Origin of the sequence: Streptomyces sp. NPDC058812 (assembly GCF_042744565.1) — a bacterium.
In the GTDB taxonomy this organism is placed as follows: Bacteria; Actinomycetota; Actinomycetes; order Streptomycetales; family Streptomycetaceae; genus Streptomyces; species Streptomyces thinghirensis.
The window spans coordinates 113,606-135,323 of sequence record NZ_JBHYOB010000014.1 but is presented as its reverse complement, the minus strand read 5'-3'; the positions used below and the strand labels follow the sequence as shown (position 1 = coordinate 135,323).

General features: G+C 70.9%; 19 protein-coding genes. 18 read left to right on the top strand and 1 reads right to left on the bottom strand.

The genetic code is table 11. The annotated features are described in order from the left end of the window. The first annotated feature begins 4 nt into the window (after positions 1-4). The 12 genes from ACFW48_RS26655 (at position 5) to nusB (ending at position 12,723) form a co-directional block, all read left to right on the top strand. Complete coding sequence (locus ACFW48_RS26655; protein ID WP_386318577.1) at positions 5-361, top strand: hypothetical protein; 357 nt, start codon at positions 5-7, stop codon at positions 359-361. Continuing rightward, positions 361-3,033 (top strand): alanine--tRNA ligase, encoded by a 2,673-nt coding sequence (alaS, locus tag ACFW48_RS26650; RefSeq protein WP_386318575.1) that lies wholly within the window; start codon positions 361-363, stop codon positions 3,031-3,033. Before ACFW48_RS26655 ends, alaS begins: the two co-directional genes overlap by 1 nt. Positions 3,034-3,065: 32 nt before the next feature. Beyond that, positions 3,066-3,569 (top strand): Holliday junction resolvase RuvX, encoded by a 504-nt coding sequence (ruvX, locus tag ACFW48_RS26645; protein WP_386318573.1) that lies wholly within the window; start codon positions 3,066-3,068, stop codon positions 3,567-3,569. A 130-nt stretch (positions 3,570-3,699) separates the two neighbouring features. Next, positions 3,700-5,445 (top strand): endolytic transglycosylase MltG, encoded by a 1,746-nt coding sequence (gene mltG, locus ACFW48_RS26640; RefSeq protein ID WP_386318571.1) that lies wholly within the window; start codon positions 3,700-3,702, stop codon positions 5,443-5,445. After that, positions 5,426-6,265, top strand: coding sequence for a shikimate dehydrogenase (locus ACFW48_RS26635; protein ID WP_386318569.1), 840 nt, complete (start codon positions 5,426-5,428; stop codon positions 6,263-6,265). The genes mltG and ACFW48_RS26635 overlap by 20 nt, the downstream gene beginning before the upstream one ends. Positions 6,266-6,494: 229 nt before the next feature. After that, on the top strand, positions 6,495-7,679 hold the full coding sequence (gene aroC, locus ACFW48_RS26630) for a chorismate synthase (protein ID WP_386318568.1): 1,185 nt from the start codon (positions 6,495-6,497) through the stop codon (positions 7,677-7,679). A 32-nt stretch (positions 7,680-7,711) separates the two neighbouring features. Beyond that, complete coding sequence (locus ACFW48_RS26625) at positions 7,712-8,194, top strand: shikimate kinase (protein WP_345635374.1); 483 nt, start codon at positions 7,712-7,714, stop codon at positions 8,192-8,194. Then, positions 8,191-9,282: a 3-dehydroquinate synthase gene (gene aroB, locus ACFW48_RS26620; protein WP_386318566.1), complete on the top strand. Its 1,092-nt coding sequence runs from the start codon at positions 8,191-8,193 to the stop codon at positions 9,280-9,282. The genes ACFW48_RS26625 and aroB overlap by 4 nt, the downstream gene beginning before the upstream one ends. 161 nt (positions 9,283-9,443) lie before the next feature. Next, a complete protein-coding gene (locus ACFW48_RS26615; protein WP_386318564.1) occupies positions 9,444-10,358 on the top strand; it encodes a Pro-rich N-terminal domain-containing protein in 915 nt (304 codons plus the stop codon). Between the two features lie 186 nt (positions 10,359-10,544). Continuing rightward, positions 10,545-11,651 carry an aminopeptidase P family protein gene (locus ACFW48_RS26610; protein ID WP_386318562.1) on the top strand — a complete coding sequence of 369 codons (1,107 nt, stop codon included), beginning with the start codon at positions 10,545-10,547 and terminating at the stop codon, positions 11,649-11,651. Between the two features lie 68 nt (positions 11,652-11,719). Continuing rightward, positions 11,720-12,286: an elongation factor P gene (efp, locus tag ACFW48_RS26605; protein ID WP_055415926.1), complete on the top strand. Its 567-nt coding sequence runs from the start codon at positions 11,720-11,722 to the stop codon at positions 12,284-12,286. A 2-nt stretch (positions 12,287-12,288) separates the two neighbouring features. Continuing rightward, entirely contained in the window at positions 12,289-12,723 is a 435-nt protein-coding gene (nusB, locus tag ACFW48_RS26600; protein ID WP_055415925.1) for a transcription antitermination factor NusB, read from the top strand. 210 nt (positions 12,724-12,933) lie between these two features. On the opposite strand, the gene bldD is transcribed toward nusB, so the two are convergent. After that, positions 12,934-13,437 carry a transcriptional regulator BldD gene (gene bldD / locus ACFW48_RS26595; RefSeq protein WP_055415924.1) on the bottom strand — a complete coding sequence of 168 codons (504 nt, stop codon included), beginning with the start codon at positions 13,435-13,437 and terminating at the stop codon, positions 12,934-12,936. Between the two features lie 297 nt (positions 13,438-13,734). Between bldD and pyrR the strand changes: the two genes are divergently transcribed. From pyrR to carB, 6 genes are all read left to right on the top strand, one after another. Continuing rightward, positions 13,735-14,304 (top strand): bifunctional pyr operon transcriptional regulator/uracil phosphoribosyltransferase PyrR, encoded by a 570-nt coding sequence (gene pyrR, locus ACFW48_RS26590; protein WP_210961453.1) that lies wholly within the window; start codon positions 13,735-13,737, stop codon positions 14,302-14,304. Between the two features lie 114 nt (positions 14,305-14,418). Next, positions 14,419-15,399 carry an aspartate carbamoyltransferase catalytic subunit gene (locus ACFW48_RS26585; RefSeq protein WP_386318559.1) on the top strand — a complete coding sequence of 327 codons (981 nt, stop codon included), beginning with the start codon at positions 14,419-14,421 and terminating at the stop codon, positions 15,397-15,399. 5 nt (positions 15,400-15,404) lie between these two features. Next, positions 15,405-16,691 (top strand): dihydroorotase, encoded by a 1,287-nt coding sequence (locus ACFW48_RS26580; RefSeq protein ID WP_386318557.1) that lies wholly within the window; start codon positions 15,405-15,407, stop codon positions 16,689-16,691. Further along, positions 16,688-17,254 (top strand): hypothetical protein, encoded by a 567-nt coding sequence (locus ACFW48_RS26575; RefSeq protein ID WP_386318555.1) that lies wholly within the window; start codon positions 16,688-16,690, stop codon positions 17,252-17,254. The genes ACFW48_RS26580 and ACFW48_RS26575 overlap by 4 nt, the downstream gene beginning before the upstream one ends. After that, positions 17,251-18,393 carry a glutamine-hydrolyzing carbamoyl-phosphate synthase small subunit gene (gene carA, locus ACFW48_RS26570; protein WP_386318553.1) on the top strand — a complete coding sequence of 381 codons (1,143 nt, stop codon included), beginning with the start codon at positions 17,251-17,253 and terminating at the stop codon, positions 18,391-18,393. Before ACFW48_RS26575 ends, carA begins: the two co-directional genes overlap by 4 nt. Beyond that, on the top strand, positions 18,386-21,694 hold the full coding sequence (gene carB / locus ACFW48_RS26565) for a carbamoyl-phosphate synthase large subunit (RefSeq protein ID WP_386318551.1): 3,309 nt from the start codon (positions 18,386-18,388) through the stop codon (positions 21,692-21,694). Before carA ends, carB begins: the two co-directional genes overlap by 8 nt. The last annotated feature ends 24 nt before the right edge of the window (positions 21,695-21,718 follow it).

Below are 21,718 nucleotides of genomic sequence, written 5' to 3'. Positions count from 1 at the left end.
AGCGATGTTCCGCCGTACGTTCTGGTTCGGCACCGGCGTCGCCGCCGGCGTGTGGGCCACCACCAAGGTCAACCGGAAGCTCAAGCAGCTGACCCCCGACAGCCTCGCCGCGACCGCGGCGAACAAGGCGCTCGACGCGGGCTCCCGGCTCAAGGACCGCGCGGTGGGCTTCGCACTCGACGTCCGCGAGAACATGGCCCAGCGGGAGGCCGAACTGGACGACGCGCTCGGGCTGAACGCCCCCGTCGACGGTGAACTCCCCGCACCCCGGCGTCACAACGCCATCGAGAACCGCAACAACCCGAAGTCCGTCGTCGACGTCAGGGCGACGTACTCGTACAACCGGAATGAGGACCACTGATGGAGTCGGCCGAAATTCGTCGCCGCTGGTTGAGCTTCTTCGAGGAGCGCGGTCACACCGTCGTCCCTTCGGCGTCGCTCATCGCGGACGACCCGACTCTGCTGCTGGTCCCGGCCGGCATGGTGCCCTTCAAGCCCTACTTCCTGGGTGAGGTCAAGCCGCCCTTCGACCGCGCCACCAGCGTGCAGAAGTGCGTGCGCACGCCGGACATCGAAGAGGTCGGCAAGACCACCCGCCACGGCACCTTCTTCCAGATGTGCGGCAACTTCTCCTTCGGCGACTACTTCAAGGAAGGCGCCATCAAGTACGCCTGGGAGCTGCTCACCAGCGCCCAGGACAAGGGCGGTTACGGCCTCGACCCCGAGCGCCTGTGGATCACCGTCTACAAGGACGACGACGAGGCCGAGCGCATCTGGCACGACGTCGTCGGCGTCCCCTCCGAGCGCATCCAGCGCCTCGGCAAGAAGGACAACTACTGGTCCATGGGCGTCCCCGGCCCCTGCGGCCCCTGCTCCGAGATCAACTACGACCGCGGCCCCGAGTTCGGAGCCGAGGGCGGCCCCGCCGTCAACGACGAGCGGTACGTGGAGATCTGGAACCTCGTCTTCATGCAGTACGAGCGGGGCGAGGGCATCGGCAAGGAGGACTTCGAGATCCTCGGGGACCTGCCGAGCCAGAACATCGACACCGGGCTCGGCCTGGAGCGGCTCGCCATGATTCTGCAGGGCGTGCAGAACATGTACGAGATCGACACCTCCATGGCCGTCATCAAGAAGGCCACCGAGCTGACCGGCGTGGCCTACGGCGACGCCCACGCCTCGGACGTCTCCCTGCGCGTGGTCACCGACCACATGCGCACCTCCGTCATGCTCATCGGCGACGGCGTCACCCCCGGCAACGAGGGCCGCGGCTACGTACTGCGCCGCATCATGCGGCGCGCCATCCGCAACATGCGGCTGCTCGGCGCCACCGGTCCGGTCGTCAAGGACCTGATCGACGTCGTCATCGGGATGATGGGGCAGCAGTACCCCGAGCTGATCACCGACCGCGAGCGGATCGAGAAGGTCGCCCTCGCCGAGGAGAACGCCTTCCTGAAGACGCTGAAGGCCGGCACCAACATCCTCGACACCGCCGTCAGCGACACCAAGGCCACCGGCGGCACCGTCCTCGCCGGCGACAAGGCCTTCCTGCTCCACGACACCTGGGGCTTCCCGATCGACCTCACCCTGGAGATGGCCGCCGAGCAGGGGCTCTCCGTGGACGAGGACGGCTTCCGGCGCCTCATGAAGGAGCAGCGCGAGCGCGCCAAGGCCGACGCCCAGGCCAAGAAGACCGGCCACGCCGGCACCGGCGCCTACCGCGAGATCGCCGACCAGGCCGGCGCCACCGACTTCGTCGGCTACAGCGACACCGAGAGCGAGTCCCGAATCGTCGGCATCCTCGTCGACGGCGTCTCCTCCCCGGCCGCCACCGAGGGCGACGAGGTCGAGATCGTCCTCGACCGCACCCCGTTCTACGCCGAGGGCGGCGGCCAGATCGGCGACACCGGCCGGATCAGGGTCGACACCGGTGCCGTCATCGAGATCCGCGACTGCCAGAAGCCGGTCCCGGGCGTGTACGTCCACAAGGGCGTCGTCCAGGTCGGCGAGGTCACCGTCGGTGCCAAGGCCCAGGCCTCCATCGACGACCGCCGCCGCAAGGCCATCGCCCGCGCCCACTCGGCCACCCACCTCACCCACCAGGCCCTGCGCGACGCCCTCGGCCCGACGGCCGCCCAGGCCGGTTCCGAGAACCAGCCCGGCCGCTTCCGCTTCGACTTCGGCTCGCCGTCCGCCGTTCCGACGGCCGTGATGACCGACGTCGAACAGAAGATCAACGAGGTGCTCGCCCGCGACCTCGACGTGCGCGCCGACGTCATGGGCATCGACGAGGCCAAGAAGCAGGGCGCCATCGCCGAGTTCGGCGAGAAGTACGGCGAGCGCGTGCGCGTCGTGACCATCGGCGACTTCTCCAAGGAGCTGTGCGGCGGCACCCACGTGCACAACACCGCCCAGCTCGGTCTGGTCAAGCTGCTCGGCGAGTCCTCCATCGGCTCCGGCGTGCGCCGCATCGAGGCCCTGGTCGGCGTGGACGCCTACAACTTCCTCGCCCGCGAGCACACGGTCGTCGCCCAGCTCCAGGAGCTGATCAAGGGCCGCCCGGAGGAGCTCCCGGAGAAGGTCTCCGCGATGCTCGGCAAGCTCAAGGACGCCGAGAAGGAGATCGAGAAGTTCCGCGCCGAGAAGGTCCTCCAGGCCGCCGGCTCGCTCGCCGACTCCGCCAAGGACGTGCGCGGCGTCGCCCTGGTGACCGGGCAGGTCCCGGACGGCACCACCGCCGACGACCTGCGCAAGCTGGTCCTCGACGTGCGCGGCCGGATCCAGGGCGGCCGGGCCGCGGTCGTCGCCCTGTTCACCACGGTGGGCGGCAAGCCCCTGACGGTGATCGCCACCAACGAGGCCGCCCGCGAGCGCGGTCTCAAGGCCGGTGACCTGGTGCGCACCGCCGCCAAGACCCTCGGCGGCGGCGGTGGCGGCAAGCCGGACGTCGCCCAGGGCGGCGGCCAGAACCCGGCCGCCATCGGCGACGCCGTCGACGCCGTCGAGCGCCTCGTGGCGGACAGCGCCAAGTGAGCGGCTCGGCGAACGGCCGGAGCGGCGGCCGGATGGACGAGCCGGCCGACGCCGCGGCGGACGGCCCGGTCATGCGCCGCGGTCGCCGCCTGGCCATCGACGTCGGGGACGCCCGTATCGGGGTCGCCTCGTGCGACCCCGACGGGATCCTCGCCACGCCGGTGGAGACCGTCCCCGGACGCGACGTCCCCGCGGCCCACCGCCGCCTGCGGCAACTGGTCGAGGAGTACGAACCGATCGAGGTCGTCGTCGGTCTCCCTCGCTCCCTCAAGGGGGGCGAGGGCCCGGCCGCGGCCAAGGTCAGACGCTTCGCGCAGGAGCTGGCCCGCGGCATCGCGCCGGTCCCGGTCAGGCTGGTCGACGAGCGGATGACGACGGTGACCGCCAGTCAGGGGCTGCGCGCCTCGGGAGTGAGGTCCAAGAAGGGCCGGTCCGTCATCGACCAGGCCGCCGCTGTGATCATCCTCCAGCAGGCACTGGAATCCGAACGGGTGTCAGGCAGGCCGCCCGGCGAGGGCGTCGAAGTGGTCATCTGATCGCGATACGGTAACGTTCCGCGCGATGCGGAGGCATTCGAACAGCCACCGCACAGCAAGAGGCGGAACGGAAGCCGGCCCCCCATGCAAGGTCGGACGCACCCCGTCGCCTCGCGGCTCTAGGGGATCGATGACTGAGTATGGCCGGGGCCCAGGCTCCGAACCGTGGCATCCGGAGGACCCGTTGTACGGGGACGGCGGATGGGGCGGACAGCAGGCCCATACGGGTCGGCAGTCCCCCTACGGCGGCCAGCCACAGCAGTATCCGGAGCAGCAGCAGTCGCAGCAGCAGTACGGCGACTGGGGCGACGGCGGCCAGCCCGCTTACGGTCAGCAGCCGCAGTACGACCAGTACGGTCAGCAGCAGCCCCCCGAGCCGCAGTACGACCAGTACGGTCAGCCGCGGTACGACCAGCAGCAGTACGACCGGCAGCAGTACGACCAGCAGTATGCCTCTCAGGGGCAGCCCCAGCACGGCTACGACAACGGCGGCTGGGGCGCCGGCGCGCACCCCCACGCGCAGTACCCCGCCGACCCGTCGGACCCCTACGGCCAGCAGTCCGCCGCCTACGGCGCGGAGCAGCCCGACTTCTACGGCACCCCGGAGGCGTACCCGCCACCGGAACCGCCCGCCCGCCGGCGCACCGATCCCGATCCCGAGCGCACCGACTGGGACCCCGGCCCCGACGAGGGCGAGCACGCCTTCTTCGCGGGTGGGGACGCGGACGGAGAAGACGACGGCTTCGGCGGCCACGGGCGCGGTGACCGCAGGGGCGGCCGGGGCGGCAAGCCCAAGAAGGGCCGCAGCGGAGTCGCGTGCCTCGTGGTCTGCCTGGTGCTGGGCGGCGGCGTGGCGGGAGTCGGATATTTCGGCTACCAGTTCTACCAGGATCGTTTCGGCGCCGCCCCGGACTACGCGGGCGACGGCAACGGCGAGCAGGTGACCGTCTCCATCCCCAAGGGAGCGGGCGGCTCGACCATCGGCCAGGAGCTCAAGCGGAAGGGCGTGGTGAAGAGCGTCGACGCCTTCATCGCCGCCCAGCAGAGCAATCCCCGCGGCAAGAGCATCCAGGACGGCGCGTACACGCTGCAGAAGGAGATGTCGGCCGAGAGCGCGGTCGAACTCCTGCTCAACCCCAAGAGCCGCAGCAACCTGATCATCGCCGAGGGCAAACGCAACGTCGACGTCTACAAGATGATCGACAAGCAGCTCGGGGTGGACGAGGGCACCACGGCCGGCGTCGCCAAGTCCGAGTGGAAGTCTCTCGGCCTGCCCGACTGGGCGATGAACCACAAGAACGTGAAGGATCCGCTGGAAGGATTCCTCTATCCGTCCAGCTATTCGGCGACCAAGGGGCAGAAGCCCGAGGACGTGCTGAAGCAGATGGTGGCGCGCGCCACCGAGCAGTACGAGAAGATCGGGCTCGAGGAGAAGGCGGAAGGCCTCGGCCTCGACGGGCCCTGGCAGCTGCTCACCGTGGCGAGCCTGGTGCAGGCGGAGGGCAAGACCCACGACGACTTCCGCAGGATGTCCGAGGTCATCTACAACCGGCTCAAGCCCACCAACACGGAGACCAACCAGGAGCTCCAGTTCGACTCGACCTTCAACTACCTGAAGGGCCAGAGCAAGATCCGCATCAGCGAGTCCGAGATCAACAGCAACCCGGACCCGTACAACACCTACACCAACAAGGGCCTGCCGCCCGGACCCATCGGCAACCCCGGCGAAGAGGCACTGCAGGCGGCGCTCGCACCCACGAAGGACGGCTGGATGTACTTCGTGGCCACCGACGGCGTGAGCAAGACCGAGTTCGCCAAGACGCACGATGAGTTCCTGAAGCTGAAGGAAAAGTTCGATGCCAGCTCGGGCAACTGACCGTCGCCGAGCAGCCGTACTCGGCTCCCCGATCGCCCACTCCCTCTCCCCGGCACTGCACCGCGCCGCCTATGCCGAGCTGGGTCTGGAGGGCTGGACGTACGACCGTTTCGACGTGGACGAGGAGGCGCTGCCGGGCTTCTTCGAGCAGTTGGGCCCCGAATGGGCGGGGCTGTCGCTGACCATGCCGCTCAAGCGGGCGGTCATCCCGCTGCTCGACGAGATCAGCGAGACGGCGGCCTCCGTGGACGCGGTGAACACCGTGGTCCTCACCGAGGACGGCCGAAGGACCGGCGACAACACCGACATCCCCGGCATCGTCGCCGCCCTGCGCGAACACGGCATCGAGAAGGTCGAGACCGCCGCGGTCCTCGGCGCCGGCGCCACCGCCTCCTCGGCGCTGGCCGCGCTGGCCCGGATCTGCACCGGCGAGGTCGCCGTCTACGTCCGCAGCGAGGCGCGCGCCGCCGAGATGCGGGGCTGGGCCGAGCGGCTGGACGTCACCGTGCGCATCGCCGACTGGGCGGACGCCGAGGAGGCGTTGCGTGCCCCACTGGTGGTGGCCACCACCCCGGCGGGCACCACCGACGCCCTCGCCGCCGCCGTCCCCGAGAGGCCCGCGACCCTCTTCGACGTCCTCTACGACCCGTGGCCGACCGCACTCGCCGCCCGCTGGTCGGCGTACGGCGGGGCCGTCGTCAGCGGACTCGACCTGCTGCTCCACCAGGCGGTGCTCCAGGTGGAGCAGATGACGGGCCGCGCCCCGGCCCCGCTCGCCGCCATGCGCCGCGCGGGAGAGCGAGCCCTCGCGGACCGTTAGCGTCCGTCCGGCCCGCAGACGTGCCCGCAGACGTGCCCGCAGGCGTGCCGCGGCGCCGCCCGGCGTCCGCGCCCCGTCCGCCAGATGGACCGGCGGCCGGGCCGGGCGACCGGACGTGGGAGGATCGGAGGTGGCGGACCGGGGCCCGCGCACCCGGACACGCCGTCGTCGTACGCGGAGAAGACGCGTACGCAGGGCATAACCGGGGCGCGAGCACTGAGGAGCACCGTTGAGCAGGTTGCGCTGGCTGACCGCGGGGGAGTCCCACGGTCCCGCACTCGTCGCGACGCTGGAGGGTCTGCCCGCCGGCGTGCCGATCACCACGGACATGGTCGCGGACCACCTGGCGAGGCGGCGGCTCGGCTACGGTCGCGGTGCGCGGATGAAGTTCGAGCGGGACGAGGTCACCTTCCTCGGTGGCGTCCGGCACGGGCTCACCCTCGGTTCCCCGGTCGCGGTCATGGTCGGCAACACCGAGTGGCCCAAGTGGGAGCAGGTCATGTCCGCCGACCCGGTGGACCCGGAGGTGCTGGCCGGTCTGGCGCGCAACGCCCCGCTGACCCGCCCCCGCCCCGGCCACGCCGACCTCGCGGGCATGCAGAAGTACGGCTTCGACGAGGCCCGGCCGATCCTGGAGCGCGCCTCCGCGCGGGAGACCGCCGCCCGGGTGGCGCTCGGCGCGGTGGCGCGGTCGTACCTGAAGGAGACGGCCGGCATCGAGGTCGTCAGCCACGTCGTCGAGCTGGCCGCCGCCAAGGCTCCCTACGGCGTCTACCCGACGCCGGCGGACGTGGCGAAGCTGGACGCCGACCCGGTGCGCTGCCTGGACGCGGACGCCTCGAAGGCGATGGTCGCGGAGATCGACCAGGCGCACAAGGACGGCGACACCCTCGGTGGCGTGGTCGAGGTGCTGGCCTACGACGTCCCGGTCGGGCTCGGCTCGCACGTGCACTGGGACCGCCGACTGGACGCCCGGCTGGCCGCCGCCCTCATGGGCATCCAGGCCATCAAGGGCGTCGAGGTCGGCGACGGCTTCGGACTGGCCCGGGTGCCCGGCTCCCAGGCGCACGACGAGATCCTCACCGGCCCCGACGGCATCAAGCGGGCGTCCGGCCGCTCCGGCGGCACCGAGGGGGGTCTCACCACCGGCGAGCTGCTGCGCGTGAAGGCGGCCATGAAGCCGATCGCGACCGTACCGCGGGCCCTGCAGACGGTGGACGTCGCCACCGGCGAGGCCGCGCAGGCCCACCACCAGCGCTCCGACGTGTGCGCGGTGCCCGCCGCCGGCATCGTCGCCGAGGCGATGGTCGCCCTGGTCCTGGCGGACGCGGTGGCGGAGAAGTTCGGTGGCGACAGCGTGGCCGAGACCCGCCGCAACGTCACCTCGTACCTCGACAACCTGGCCATCCGGTGACCGCGGCCCCGCTGATCGTCCTCGTCGGCCCGATGGGCGTCGGCAAGTCCACCGTCGGACAGCTGCTGGCCGAGCGGCTCGGTGTCGGTTACCGGGACACGGACGAGGACATCGTCACCGGGCAGGGCCGCACCGTCGCCGACATCTTCGTCGACGAGGGCGAGGCGGCCTTCCGGGCCCTGGAGAAGCAGACCGTGCACCGGGCGCTCGCCGAGCACGACGGCGTCCTCGCCCTCGGCGGCGGCGCGATCCTGGACGCGGACACGCGCGGCCTGCTCGCCGCGCAGCGCGTCGTCTACCTCTCGATGGACGTCGAGGAGGCCGTCAAGCGGACCGGCCTGAACGCCGCGCGGCCGCTGCTGGCGGTCAACCCGCGCAGACAGTGGCGCGAGCTGATGGAGGCCCGCCGCCACCTGTACGAGGAGGTCGCCACGGTCGTCGTGGCCACCGATGGGCGTACGCCGGAAGAAGTCACCCGAGCCGCCCTCGACGCACTGGAGTTGAAAGAAGCATGAGCGAGGCAGTCACCCGGATCCAGGTCGGCGGCACCGCGGGATCCGACCCCTACGAGGTCCTGGTGGGGCGTCAGCTCCTGGGCGAGCTCGGCGGTCTGATCGGCCCCAAGGCCAAGAAGGTCGCGGTGATCCACCCCGAGGCCCTCGCCGAGACCGGCGACGCGCTGCGCGCCGACCTCGCCGGGCAGGGCTACGAGGCGATCGCCATCCAGGTGCCCAACGCCGAGGAGGCGAAGACCGCCGAGGTCGCCGCCTACTGCTGGAAGGCGCTCGGCCAGTCCGGCTTCACCCGCACCGACGTGATCGTCGGCGTCGGCGGCGGAGCCAGCACCGACCTGGCCGGATTCGTGGCCGCGACCTGGTTGCGCGGCGTGCGCTGGATCGCCGTCCCCACCACCGTGCTGGCCATGGTGGACGCGGCCGTCGGCGGCAAGACCGGCATCAACACCGCCGAGGGCAAGAACCTCGTCGGCTCCTTCCACCCGCCGGCCGGTGTCCTGTGCGACCTGGCCGCGCTGGACTCCCTCCCGGTCAACGACTACGTCTCCGGGCTCGCCGAGGTCATCAAGGCCGGCTTCATCGCCGACCCGGTGATCCTGGATCTGATCGAGTCCGACCCCCAGGCCGCGCGCACCCCGGCCGGACCGCACACCTCCGAGCTGATCGTGCGTTCGATCAGGGTCAAGGCGGAGGTCGTCTCCGCCGACCTGAAGGAGGCGGGGCTGCGGGAGATCCTGAACTACGGTCACACGCTCGGCCACGCCATCGAGAAGAACGAGCGCTACAAGTGGCGCCACGGCGCCGCGGTCTCGGTCGGCATGCACTTCGCCGCCGAACTGGGCCGTCTCGCGGGCCGCCTGGACGACGCGACCGCCGACCGCCACCGCACCATCCTCGAAGCGGTCGGCCTGCCGCTGCACTACCGCCACGACCAGTGGCCCAAGCTGGTCGAGAACATGAAGGTCGACAAGAAGTCCCGCGGCGACCTGCTGCGCTTCATCGTCCTGGACGGCCTCGCCAAGCCCACCGTCCTGGAGGGCCCCGACCCGGCCGTCCTCCTCGCCGCCTACGGCGAGGTGGGCGAGTAGTACCCCGGCGTACCTTCCGTCCGATTCGCTCTGCGAGGCGGGCACTTCGGACCGCCCCCGGCCGTTCACCAAACGACAGCCGGGGGCGGTACCGTTCGGTAGCAAGCGGGCCCCGTCCCGCTGTCAGCGCCCATCGCCTGTACGAGACGGAGTGGCACCGGATGCAGCACGCAGTGGGTTCTCCGCTGCCGCCGCCCCATCAGCCGGGGCACGGACCGGCCGTCGGCTGGTCCCCGGCCGCACACCACCCGGGCCCGCACCAGGGTTCCGCCCCCGTTCCTCCGCCTGCGCCGGGGTATCCCGTGCAGGCCCCGCCCCCTGTGACGCCCCGGCAGGCCCCACCCCTCGTGGCCCCCCAGCAGGCACCGGCCCCGGGCCCGCACCAGGCTCCGCGTCCGCACCAGGCGGCTCCCGTCGCGCCCGTGCCCGACACCACCGGCCATGTACCGCTGCCGCCCGGCGGCCCCGTGGCCGTACCCAGCGCTCCCCCTGCCACGGCAGCCGCGCCCGACCCCACCACGACCATCCTCGCGGTACTGCTCATCGGCCCCGCGGGCGCCGGCAAGACCAGCGTCGCCAAGTACTGGGCGGACCACCGCCGGGTCCCCACCGCGCACATCAGCCTCGACGACGTCCGCGAATGGGTCCGCTCCGGCTTCGCCGACCCCCAGACCGGGTGGAACGAGCACTCCGAGGCCCAGTACCGCCTCGCCCGCCGCACCTGCGGCTTCTCCGCGCGCAACTTCCTCGCCAACGGGATTTCCTGCATCCTCGACGACGCGGTCTTCCCGGACCGCCCGGTCGTCGGCCTCGGCGGCTGGAAGCGGCACGTCGGCCCCGGCCTGCTCCCGGTCGTCCTCCTGCCGGGCCTGGACATCGTCCTGGAGCGCAACGCCGAACGCAGCGGCAACCGGCGCCTCACCGACGAGGAGGTGGCCCGCATCCACGGCCGGATGGCCGGCTGGTACGGCTCGGGTCTTCCGATCATCGACAACTCCCAACTGGACGTTCCGGAAACCGCCCACCTCCTCGACGAGGTCCTCTCCCGCTCGATAGCCAGCCCACCCAGCTGGTAAGCGCCCGTAGGAGCGCGGGGCTGTATCGATTCGCGGCTCTGCCGCGGGGCGCGAGCAACCCCCACCGGCGTTCAGACGCCATACGACACAAGGCCCCACCCCCATGGGCGCACCCGGCATCCCCCGGCCCCGCCCACTCGGCCCACCCAAGCGGCGCACCCCCGGCGGAGCTCATACGCTCGGTCCATGTCAGAGGTGTACGCGGCCCGCCGGACGCGCCTACGAGAACGCTGCAACGCGGGCGGCAGCGCGGCGGCGCTCGTCTCCCGGCCCGCCAACGTGCGCTATCTCGCGGGCGCGGCCCCGCACGGCGCCGTACTGCTGCTGGGCAGGACCGAGGATCTCCTGGTCTGCTCCGGCCCGCCGGACGACCGGTCGGCACAGGGCCGGCCCGACGAGTCCCTGCCGGTGCGCGTGCTGCCCGGGCCCGGCGGCGACGCGGCCGTCGCGGCCACCGGCCTCGCCGCGGCCCAGGGCACCGAGTCCCTCGCCACGGAGGACCACCACCTCACCGTGGTCCGGCACCGTGCCATGCGCTCGGTCGCGCCCCGGCTGCGCCTGACCGACCTCGGTCAGGCGGTCGAGCAGCTTCGGGTGGTCAAGGACGAGGAGGAGATCTCCTGTCTGCGCATCGGCGCCGAGATCGCCGACCAGGCCCTCGGCGAACTCCTGGAGTCCATCCTGGTCGGCCGCACCGAACGGCACCTCGCGCTGGAACTGGAGCGCCGCCTGGTCGACCACGGCGCCGACGGCCCCGCCTTCCCCACCTCCGTCGGCACGGGCCCGAACTCGGGACGCCGCGGTCACCGGCCCACCGACCGGCGCGTGGAGGAGGGCGACTTCCTCTCCGTGTGCCTGGGCGCGACCTACCGCGGCTACCGCTGCGAGATCGGCCGTACGTTCGTCATCGGCACCTCGCCGGCCGACTGGCAGATCGAGCTGTACGACCTCGTCTTCTCGGCCCAGCGGGCCGGCCGGGAGGCCCTCGCACCCGGCGCCGCCTGCCGCGACGTGGACCGCGCCGCCCGCCAGGCACTGGACTCGGCGGGGTACGCGGAGAACCTTCCGACGCTCACCGGTCACGGTGTCGGACTCGAAATCGACGAGGACCCGCAGTTGGCCCCCGCGGCCATGGGTAAACTGGACGCTTGTGTGCCGGTCACCGTCGAACCGGGGGTTCACCTCCCGGGCCGGGGCGGGGTCCGGATCGATGACACGCTCGTCGTGCGCCCCGAGGCGGACGGCGGACCCGAGCTACTCACCATCACGACCAAGGAGCTGCTCGCGCTCTAGCCTTCGCGCTGTGCGCGGGCCGGCACCGGGGTCGTCCACGTCAGTCCAGTCCAGGAGATTCCGCAACCGTGGCTTCCACGAACGACCTCAAGAACGGCATGGTGCTCAAGCTCGAAGGCGGCCAGCTCTGGTCCGTCGTCGAGTTCCAGCACGTCAAGCCCGGCAAGGGCCCCGCCTTCGTGCGCACCAAGCTCAAGAACGTGCTTTCCGGCAAGGTCGTCGACAAGACCTTCAACGCCGGCGTCAAGGTCGAGACGGCCACTGTCGACAAGCGTGACATGCAGTTCTCGTACATGGACGGCGACTACTTCGTCTTCATGGACATGGAGACCTACGACCAGCTGCACGTCGACCGCAAGGCCGTCGGCGACGCCGCCAACTTCCTGGTGGAGGGCTTCACCGCCACCGTCGCGCAGCACGAGGGCGAGGTGCTCTTCGTCGAGCTGCCCGCCGCCGTCGAGCTCACCATCCAGGAGACCGAGCCGGGCGTCCAGGGCGACCGCTCCACCGGCGGCACCAAGCCCGCCATCCTGGAGACCGGTCACCAGATCAACGTCCCGCTCTTCATCACCACCGGTGAGAAGATCAAGGTCGACACCCGCTCCAGCGACTACCTCGGCCGGGTGAACAGCTAACCGTGGCTGCCCGCAACACGGCCCGCAAGCGCGCCTTCCAGATCCTCTTCGAGGGCGATCAGCGCGGCGCCGACGTCCTGACGGTCCTCGCCGACTGGGTCCGGCATGCCCGGTCCGACACCCGGCAGCCGCCGGTGAGCGAGTACACGATGGAGCTGGTCGAGGGCTACGCCGAGCGCGCGAAGCGCATCGACGAGCTCATCGCCCAGTACTCGGTCGGCTGGACGCTCGACCGCATGCCGGTCGTCGACCGCAACATCCTGCGCCTGGGCGCGTACGAGCTGATCTGGGTCGACGCGACCCCGGACGCCGTCGTCCTGGACGAGATGGTGCAGCTGGCGAAGGAGTTCTCCACGGACGAGTCGCCCGCGTTCGTCAACGGCCTGCTCGGCCGCTTGAAGGACCTCAAGCCCTCGCTGCGTCGCGACGAGAGCTGAGAGAGGCCCCACACCCCGGGAGAGGCCAACCACGCCGGAGGGCCCGCAGCAGGCGCGCTGCGGGCCCTCCGGCGCGTCTGCCCGTACCGCCTGACGCCCGAGGCGCAACCCGAGGCACAGAACCCGAGGCACACAAGAAGCCGCCGGGGTGGCCGGAACCGCTTGGTTCCGGCCACCCCGGCGGCACGTTTCTGCTGAGGCGGCTGCTGCTCAGAGGTCCTCGTGGGACGCCACCGCGCGGCGCGCGTCCGCGTCCAGCACACCCCAGCTGATCAGCTGCTCGGTGAGGACCGAGGGCGACTGGTCGTAAATGACGGCGAGTGTGCGCAGGTCGTCCTGGCGGATCGAGAGCACCTTGCCGTTGTAGTCACCGCGCTGCGACTGGATCGTGGCCGCGTACCGCTGGAGCGGGCCCGCCTTCTCGGCCGGTACCGTGGCCAGCCGCTCCAGGTCCAGGACCAGCTTCGGCGGCGGCTCGGCGGCACCGCCCGGGGTGGTGCCCGGGAGCAGTTCCTGTACGGGAACGCCGTAGAAATCCGCCAGCTCGGCGAGGCGCTGCACGGTCACGGCACGGTCGCCGCGCTCGTACGAACCGACCACGACGGCCTTCCAGCGGCCCTGGGACTTCTCCTCGACACCGTGGAGGGAAAGGCCCTGCTGGGTGCGGATGGCCCGGAGCTTGGCCCCGAGCTGTTTGGCGTATTCGCTGGACATATGGCTCCCCGGACAAGGTGTCGACGCGGCCTGCTGTGTTGCGAGCCGCGCGGCTGGTAACTCACTGTGAGGTTACGCAGCGTTACTCTCCTGCGTCAAGCCGAATGGTCCGCACCGACTCTTCCGTGATATCCGCGATCCGTTACGCCGAACGGGTGGCGCGGGTGCGGCAAAAGGGTGACGGGAGAGTGTCAGGGGGGTCGGCAGGACGACTCTGTGAGCCTGATACCGTAGGTGGCGCATATCCGACGTCCTTTAAGGTCCGTCCCGTGAGGCGGAGAAGGAGGTCCGTTTCTTATGGACAAGCAGCAAGAAGCCCGGCCCGTTCTCGAAGGGCCCGACATCGCGCGGGTCCTGACGCGCATCGCCCACGAGATCGTCGAACGCGCCAAGGGCGCCGACGACGTGGTGCTCCTCGGCATTCCGACCCGTGGCGTCTTCCTCGCCCGGCGGCTCGCCGACAAGCTCGAGCAGATCACCGAGCGCAAGATTCCGGTCGGCTCGCTCGACATCACCATGTACCGCGACGACCTGCGCATGCACCCGCCGCGAGCGCTGGCCCGCACCGAGATCCCCGGCGACGGCATCGACGGCCGCCTGGTCGTCCTCGTCGACGACGTGCTCTTCTCCGGCCGCACCATCCGCGCCGCCCTCGACGCGCTGAACGACATCGGCCGTCCGCGCGCGGTGCAGCTCGCCGTCCTCGTCGACCGCGGCCACCGCGAACTGCCCATCCGCGCCGACTACGTCGGCAAGAACCTCCCCACGTCGCTGCGGGAGACGGTCAAGGTCCAGCTCGCCGAGGAGGACGGTCGCGACACCGTGCTGCTCGGTGCCAAGCCGGCCACCCCGGGCGCCCACCCCTAGCACCTCGCGTACGCGTCCAGCCGTGCCGTACGCCCGCTCGGTGCGCCCGCACGCGTACCCGGCCGCCCGAATTATCCCGCTCTTCCGCATGAATCGCCTTACGGAGCCTCACAGATGCAGCGTCATCTCATCTCGGCCGCCGACCTCACCCGCGACGACGCCATCCTGATCCTCGACACCGCCGAGGAGATGGCCCGGGTCGCCGACCGGCCGATCAAGAAACTGCCGACCCTGCGCGGCCGTACCGTCGTCAACCTCTTCTTCGAGGACTCCACCCGGACCCGGATCTCCTTCGAGGCCGCCGAGAAGCGCCTGTCCGCGGACGTCATCAACTTCACCGCCAAGGGCTCCAGCGTCTCCAAGGGCGAGTCCCTCAAGGACACCGCCCAGACGCTGGAGGCCATGGGCGTCGACGCGGTCGTCATCCGGCACAGCGCCTCCGGCGCCCCGTACCGCCTGGCCACCTCCGGCTGGATCGACGCCCACGTGATCAACGCCGGCGACGGCACCCACCAGCACCCCACCCAGGCTCTGCTGGACGCCTTCACCATGCGCCGCCGCCTGATCGGCCCCGACGCCGGACTCGGCAAGGACCTGGACGGACGCCGGATCACCCTCGTCGGCGACATCCTGCACAGCCGGGTCGCCCGCTCCAACGTCGACCTGCTGCACACCCTCGGCGCCGAGGTCACCCTCGTCGCCCCGCCCACCCTGCTGCCGGTCGGCGTCGAGACCTGGCCGTGCGAGGTCTCCTACGACCTCGACTCGACGCTGACCAAGTCCGACGCGGTGATGCTGCTGCGCGTCCAGCGCGAGCGCATGAACGCCGCGTTCTTCCCGACCGAGCGCGAGTACTCCCGCCGCTACGGCCTCGACGGCGACCGCATGGCGCGGATGCCCGACCACGCCATCGTGATGCACCCCGGCCCGATGGTCCGCGGTATGGAGATCACGGCGGAGGTCGCCGACTCCGACCGCTGCACCGTCGTCGAGCAGGTCACCAACGGCGTCTCCATCCGGATGGCCGTCCTGTACCTGCTGCTCGGCGGCAACGAACCCGCCGTCACCCACGCCCGCACCACCGAGGAGAAGTAAAGAAGATGAGCAAGACCCTGATCCGCGGTGCGAAGGTGCTCGGCGGCGAGCCGCAGGACGTGCTGATCGACGGCGGGACCGTCGCAGAGGTGGGCACCGGGCTGAGTGCCGAGGGCGCCGAGGTGGTCGAGGCCGACGGCAAGGTGCTGCTGCCCGGCCTGGTCGACCTCCACACCCACCTGCGCGAACCCGGCCGCGAGGACTCCGAGACCGTCCTCACCGGCACCCGCGCCGCGGCGAGCGGCGGCTACACCAACGTCTTCGCCATGGCCAACACCTTCCCGGTCGCCGACACCGCCGGCGTCGTCGAGCAGGTCTGGCGGCTCGGCAAGGAGTCCGGCTACTGCGACGTGCAGCCCATCGGCGCCGTCACGGTCGGCCTGGAGGGCGTCAAGCTCGCCGAGCTGGGCGCCATGCACGAGTCCGCGGCCGGCGTCACCGTCTTCTCCGACGACGGCAAGTGCGTCCACGACGCGGTGATCATGCGCCGCGCCCTGGAGTATGTGAAGGCCTTCAACGGCGTCGTCGCCCAGCACGCCCAGGAGCCTCGGCTCACCGAGGGCGCGCAGATGAACGAGGGCGTCGTCTCCGCCGAGCTGGGCCTCGGCGGCTGGCCCGCCGTCGCCGAGGAGTCGGTCATCGCGCGGGACGTGCTGCTCGCCGAGCACGTCGGCTCCCGGGTCCACATCTGCCACCTGTCGACGGCCGGGTCTGTCGAGATCGTCCGCTGGGCCAAGTCCCGCGGCATCGACGTCACCGCCGAGGTCACCCCGCACCACCTGCTCCTCACCGACGAGCTGGTCCGGTCGTACGACCCGGTCTACAAGGTCAACCCGCCGCTGCGCACCGAGCGCGACGTCATGGCCCTGCGCGAGGCGCTCGCCGACGGCACCATCGACATCGTCGCCACCGACCACGCCCCGCACCCGCACGAGGACAAGGACTGCGAGTGGGCCGCCGCCGCCATGGGCATGGTCGGCCTGGAGACCGCGCTGTCGGTGGTCCAGGAGACCATGGTGGACACGGGCCTGCTGGACTGGACCGGCGTCGCCGACCGCATGTCCTTCAAGCCCGCGCAGATCGGACAGGCCACCGGGCACGGCCGTCCCGTCTCGGCTGGTGAGCCCGCCAACCTCACCCTCGTCGACACGGCATACCGTGGCCAGGTGGACCCCGCGGGCTTCGCCTCGCGCAGCCGCAACACCCCGTACGAGGGTCGCGAGCTGCCGGGCCGTGTGACGCACACGTGGCTGCGGGGCAAGGCCACGCTCGTCGACGGGAAGCTCACGTGACACCTGTAATCCTGCTGGCCGCCGAGAAGGAATCGGCGGAAGTGACCGACTGGGCCGCCCGCGTCGGCTGGGTCGTCGGCCTCGCCCTGTTCGTCGCGCTCGTCTACTGGCTGATGCGCGAGGGCTGGAAGTGGCGCAGCACCCTCCAGGGCGACCTCCCTGAGCTGCCCGGCGCGCCGGACACGCCCGGTCCGGCGAAACTGACCCTGAGCGGCCGCTACCACGGCTCCACCACCGCCGGGCAGTGGCTGGACCGCATCGTGGCGCACGGCCTGGGCACCCGCAGCCGGGTCGAGCTGACGCTGACGGAGGCGGGACTGGACGTCGTACGCCCCGGCGCGAACGACTTCTTCGTCCCCGTCGCCGCACTGCGCGAGGCCCGGCTCGACAAGGGCATCGCCGGCAAGGTCCTCACCGAGGGCGGCCTGCTGGTCGTCACCTGGGCGCACGGCGACAAGATGATCGACTCCGGCTTCCGCTCCGACCACGCGGCCGAGCACAACGAGTGGGTCGAAACCCTGAACGACATGATCAACAAGACGGAAACGGAAGGCGCGCGATGACGACCTCCACCAGGGGAGCCGGCAAGGCTCCCGCCGTACTCGTCCTGGAGGACGGCCGGATCTTCCGCGGCCGTGCCTACGGGGCCGTGGGGGCCACGTTCGGCGAAGCCGTGTTCTCCACCGGCATGACCGGCTACCAGGAAACCCTCACCGACCCGTCGTACCACCGCCAGGTCGTCGTCATGACGGCGCCGCACGTGGGCAACACCGGCGTCAACGACGAGGACATGGAGTCCAAGAGGATCTGGGTCTCCGGCTACGTCGTGCGCGACCCCGCGCGCGTGCCCTCCAACTGGCGCTCCACGCGCTCGCTGGACCAGGAGCTGGCCGCCCAGGGCGTCGTCGGCGTCTCGGGCATCGACACCCGCGCCCTCACCCGCCACCTGCGCGAGCGCGGCGCCATGCGCGTCGGCATCTTCAGCGGTGACGCGATCCAGGACGACGCCGCACTGCTGGCGCGCGTCCAGGAAGCCCCCGAGATGACCGGCGCCGACCTCTCCGCCGAGGTCGCCACCACCGAGGCGTACGTCGTCCCGGCGATCGGCGAGAAGAAGTTCACCGTCGCCGCCGTCGACCTCGGCATCAAGGGCATGACCCCGCACCGCATGGCCGAGCGCGGCATCGAGGTGCACGTCCTGCCCGCCACGACCACCGTCGAGGACATCTACGCCGTCAACCCCGACGGTGTGTTCTTCTCCAACGGCCCCGGCGACCCCGCCACCGCCGACCACCCCGTCTCCGTGATGCGGGGCGTCCTGGAGCGCGGCACCCCACTGTTCGGCATCTGCTTCGGCAACCAGATCCTGGGTCGCGCGCTCGGCTTCGGCACCTTCAAGCTGAAGTACGGCCACCGCGGCATCAACCAGCCGGTGCAGGACCGTACGACCGGCAAGGTCGAGGTCACCGCGCACAACCACGGCTTCGCCGTCGACGCCCCGCTCGACAAGGTCTCCGACACCCCCTACGGCCGCGCCGAGGTCTCCCACGTCTGCCTCAACGACAACGTGGTGGAGGGCCTCCAGCTCCTCGACAAGCCGGCCTTCAGCGTCCAGTACCACCCCGAAGCGGCAGCCGGCCCGCACGACGCCGCCTACCTGTTCGACCGCTTCGTTTCCCTGATGGAGGGCCAGCGTGCCTAAGCGCACCGATATCCAGTCCGTCCTGGTCATCGGCTCCGGCCCGATCGTCATCGGCCAGGCCGCCGAGTTCGACTACTCCGGCACCCAGGCGTGCCGCGTGCTCAAGGCCGAGGGCCTGCGCGTCGTCCTGGTGAACTCCAACCCGGCGACGATCATGACCGACCCGGAGATCGCCGACGCCACCTACGTCGAGCCGATCACCCCCGAGTTCGTCGAGAAGATCATCGCCAAGGAGCGGCCCGACGCGCTCCTGCCCACCCTGGGCGGCCAGACGGCCCTGAACACCGCCATCTCGCTGCACGGCAACGGCGTCCTGGAGAAGTACGGCGTCGAGCTGATCGGCGCCAATGTGGAGGCCATCAACAAGGGCGAGGACCGCGACCTGTTCAAGGACGTCGTGGAGGAGGTCCGCAAGAAGATCGGCCACGGCGAGTCCGCCCGCTCCTACATCTGCCACTCCATGGACGACGTCCTCAAGGGCGTCGAGGAGCTGGGCGGCTACCCGGTCGTCGTCCGCCCCTCCTTCACCATGGGCGGCGCCGGCTCCGGCTTCGCCCACGACGAGGAGGAACTGCGCCGCATCGCCGGGCAGGGCCTCACCCTCTCGCCGACCACCGAGGTGCTCCTGGAGGAGTCCATCCTCGGCTGGAAGGAGTACGAGCTGGAGCTGATGCGCGACAAGAACGACAACGTCGTGGTCGTCTGCTCCATCGAGAACTTCGACCCCATGGGCGTCCACACCGGCGACTCGATCACCGTCGCGCCCGCCATGACGCTGACCGACCGCGAGTACCAGGTGCTCCGTGACGTCGGCATCGCGATCATCCGCGAGGTCGGCGTCGACACCGGCGGCTGCAACATCCAGTTCGCGGTGAACCCCGCGGACGGCCGCGTGATCGTCATCGAGATGAATCCGCGCGTGTCGCGTTCCTCGGCGCTCGCCTCCAAGGCGACCGGCTTCCCGATCGCCAAGATCGCGGCCAAGCTCGCCGTCGGCTACACGCTGGACGAGATCCCGAACGACATCACGCGGGAGACCCCGGCCTCCTTCGAGCCGACCCTCGACTACGTGGTCGTCAAGGCTCCGCGCTTCGCCTTCGAGAAGTTCCCGAGCGCGGACTCCACGCTGACCACCACCATGAAGTCGGTCGGCGAGGCCATGGCCATCGGCCGCAACTTCACCGAGGCCTTCCAGAAGGCGCTGCGCTCGCTGGAGAAGAAGGGCAGCCAGTTCACGTTCGTCGGCGAGCCCGGCGACAAGGCGGAGCTGCTGCGCGAGGCCGTCCGGCCGACCGACGGCCGGATCAACGCCGTCATGCAGGCCATCCGCGCGGGCGCCACGCCCGAGGAGGTCTTCGAGTACACGAAGATCGACCCCTGGTTCGTCGACCAGCTCTTCCTCATCAAGGAGATCGCCGACGAGCTGGCCGAGGCGCCCGAGCTGACCGTCGACCTGCTGGCCGAGGCCAAGCGGCACGGCTTCTCCGACCAGCAGATCGGCGAGATCCGCGGCCTGCGCGAGGACGTCGTCCGCGAGGTCCGGCACGCGCTCGGCATCCGGCCGGTCTACAAGACGGTCGACACCTGCGCCGCCGAGTTCGCCGCGAAGACGCCGTACTTCTACTCCTCCTACGACGAGGAGACCGAGGTCGCGCGGCGCGAGAAGCCGGCCGTCATCATCCTGGGCTCGGGACCGAACCGCATCGGCCAGGGCATCGAGTTCGACTACTCCTGCGTCCACGCCTCCTTCGCGCTCAGCGACGCCGGCTACGAGACCGTGATGGTCAACTGCAACCCGGAGACCGTCTCCACCGACTACGACACCTCCGACCGGCTGTACTTCGAGCCGCTCACCCTGGAGGACGTCCTGGAGATCGTCCACGCGGAGCAGCAGGCCGGCCCGATCGCGGGCGTGGTCGTCCAGCTCGGCGGCCAGACCCCACTGGGCCTGTCGCAGGCGCTCAAGGACAACGGCGTGCCGGTCGTCGGCACCCCGCCCGAGGCCATCCACGCCGCCGAGGACCGGGGCGCCTTCGGCCGCGTCCTGGCCGAGGCGGGCCTGCCCGCCCCCAAGCACGGCACCGCCACCACCTTCGCCGGCGCCAAGGCCATCGCCGACGAGATCGGCTACCCGGTCCTGGTGCGGCCCTCCTACGTCCTCGGCGGACGCGGCATGGAGATCGTCTACGACGAGACCCGCCTGGAGGCCTACATCGCCGAGTCGACCGAGATCAGCCCGTCCCGCCCGGTCCTGGTCGACCGGTTCCTGGACGACGCGATCGAGATCGACGTCGACGCCCTGTACGACGGCGAGGAGCTGTACCTCGGCGGCGTCATGGAGCACATCGAGGAGGCCGGCATCCACTCCGGCGACTCGGCGTGCGCCCTGCCCCCGATCACGCTCGGCGGCTTCGACATCAAGCGGCTGCGCGCCTCGACCGAGGGCATCGCCAAGGGCGTCGGCGTGCGCGGCCTGATCAACATCCAGTTCGCGCTGGCGGGCGACATCCTCTACGTCCTGGAGGCCAACCCGCGCGCCTCGCGCACCGTCCCCTTCACCTCGAAGGCGACCGCGGTGCCGCTGGCCAAGGCCGCCGCCCGCATCTCGCTCGGCGCGACCATCGCCGAGCTGCGCGCCGAGGGCCTGCTCCCGGCCACCGGCGACGGCGGCGAGCTGCCGCTGGACGCGCCGATCTCCGTCAAGGAGGCCGTGATGCCGTGGTCCCGCTTCCGGGACATCCACGGCCGCGGTGTCGACACGGTCCTCGGCCCGGAGATGCGCTCCACCGGCGAGGTCATGGGCATCGACTCCGTCTTCGGCACGGCGTACGCCAAGTCGCAGGCGGGCGCGTACGGGCCGCTGCCGACCAAGGGACGGGCGTTCATCTCGGTCGCCAACCGCGACAAGCGTTCGATGATCTTCCCGGCCCGCGAGCTGGTCGCCCACGGCTTCGAGCTGCTCGCCACCTCCGGCACCGCCGAGGTGCTCAGGCGCAACGGCATCAACGCCACGGTCGTGCGCAAGCAGTCCGAGGGCACCGGCCCGAACGGTGAGAAGACCATCGTCCAGCTCATCCACGACGGCGGGGTCGACCTCATCGTCAACACCCCGTACGGCACCGGCGGCCGTCTCGACGGCTACGACATCCGTACGGCGGCGGTGGCCCGCTCCGTGCCGTGCCTGACGACGGTCCAGGCGCTCGCCGCGGCGGTCCAGGGCATCGACGCCCTGGGCCGCGGCGACGTGGGAGTGCGCTCACTCCAGGAACACGCGGAGTTCCTGACCGCGGCCCGCGACTAGGGCCTGTCTGGCAATTCGCGTCGT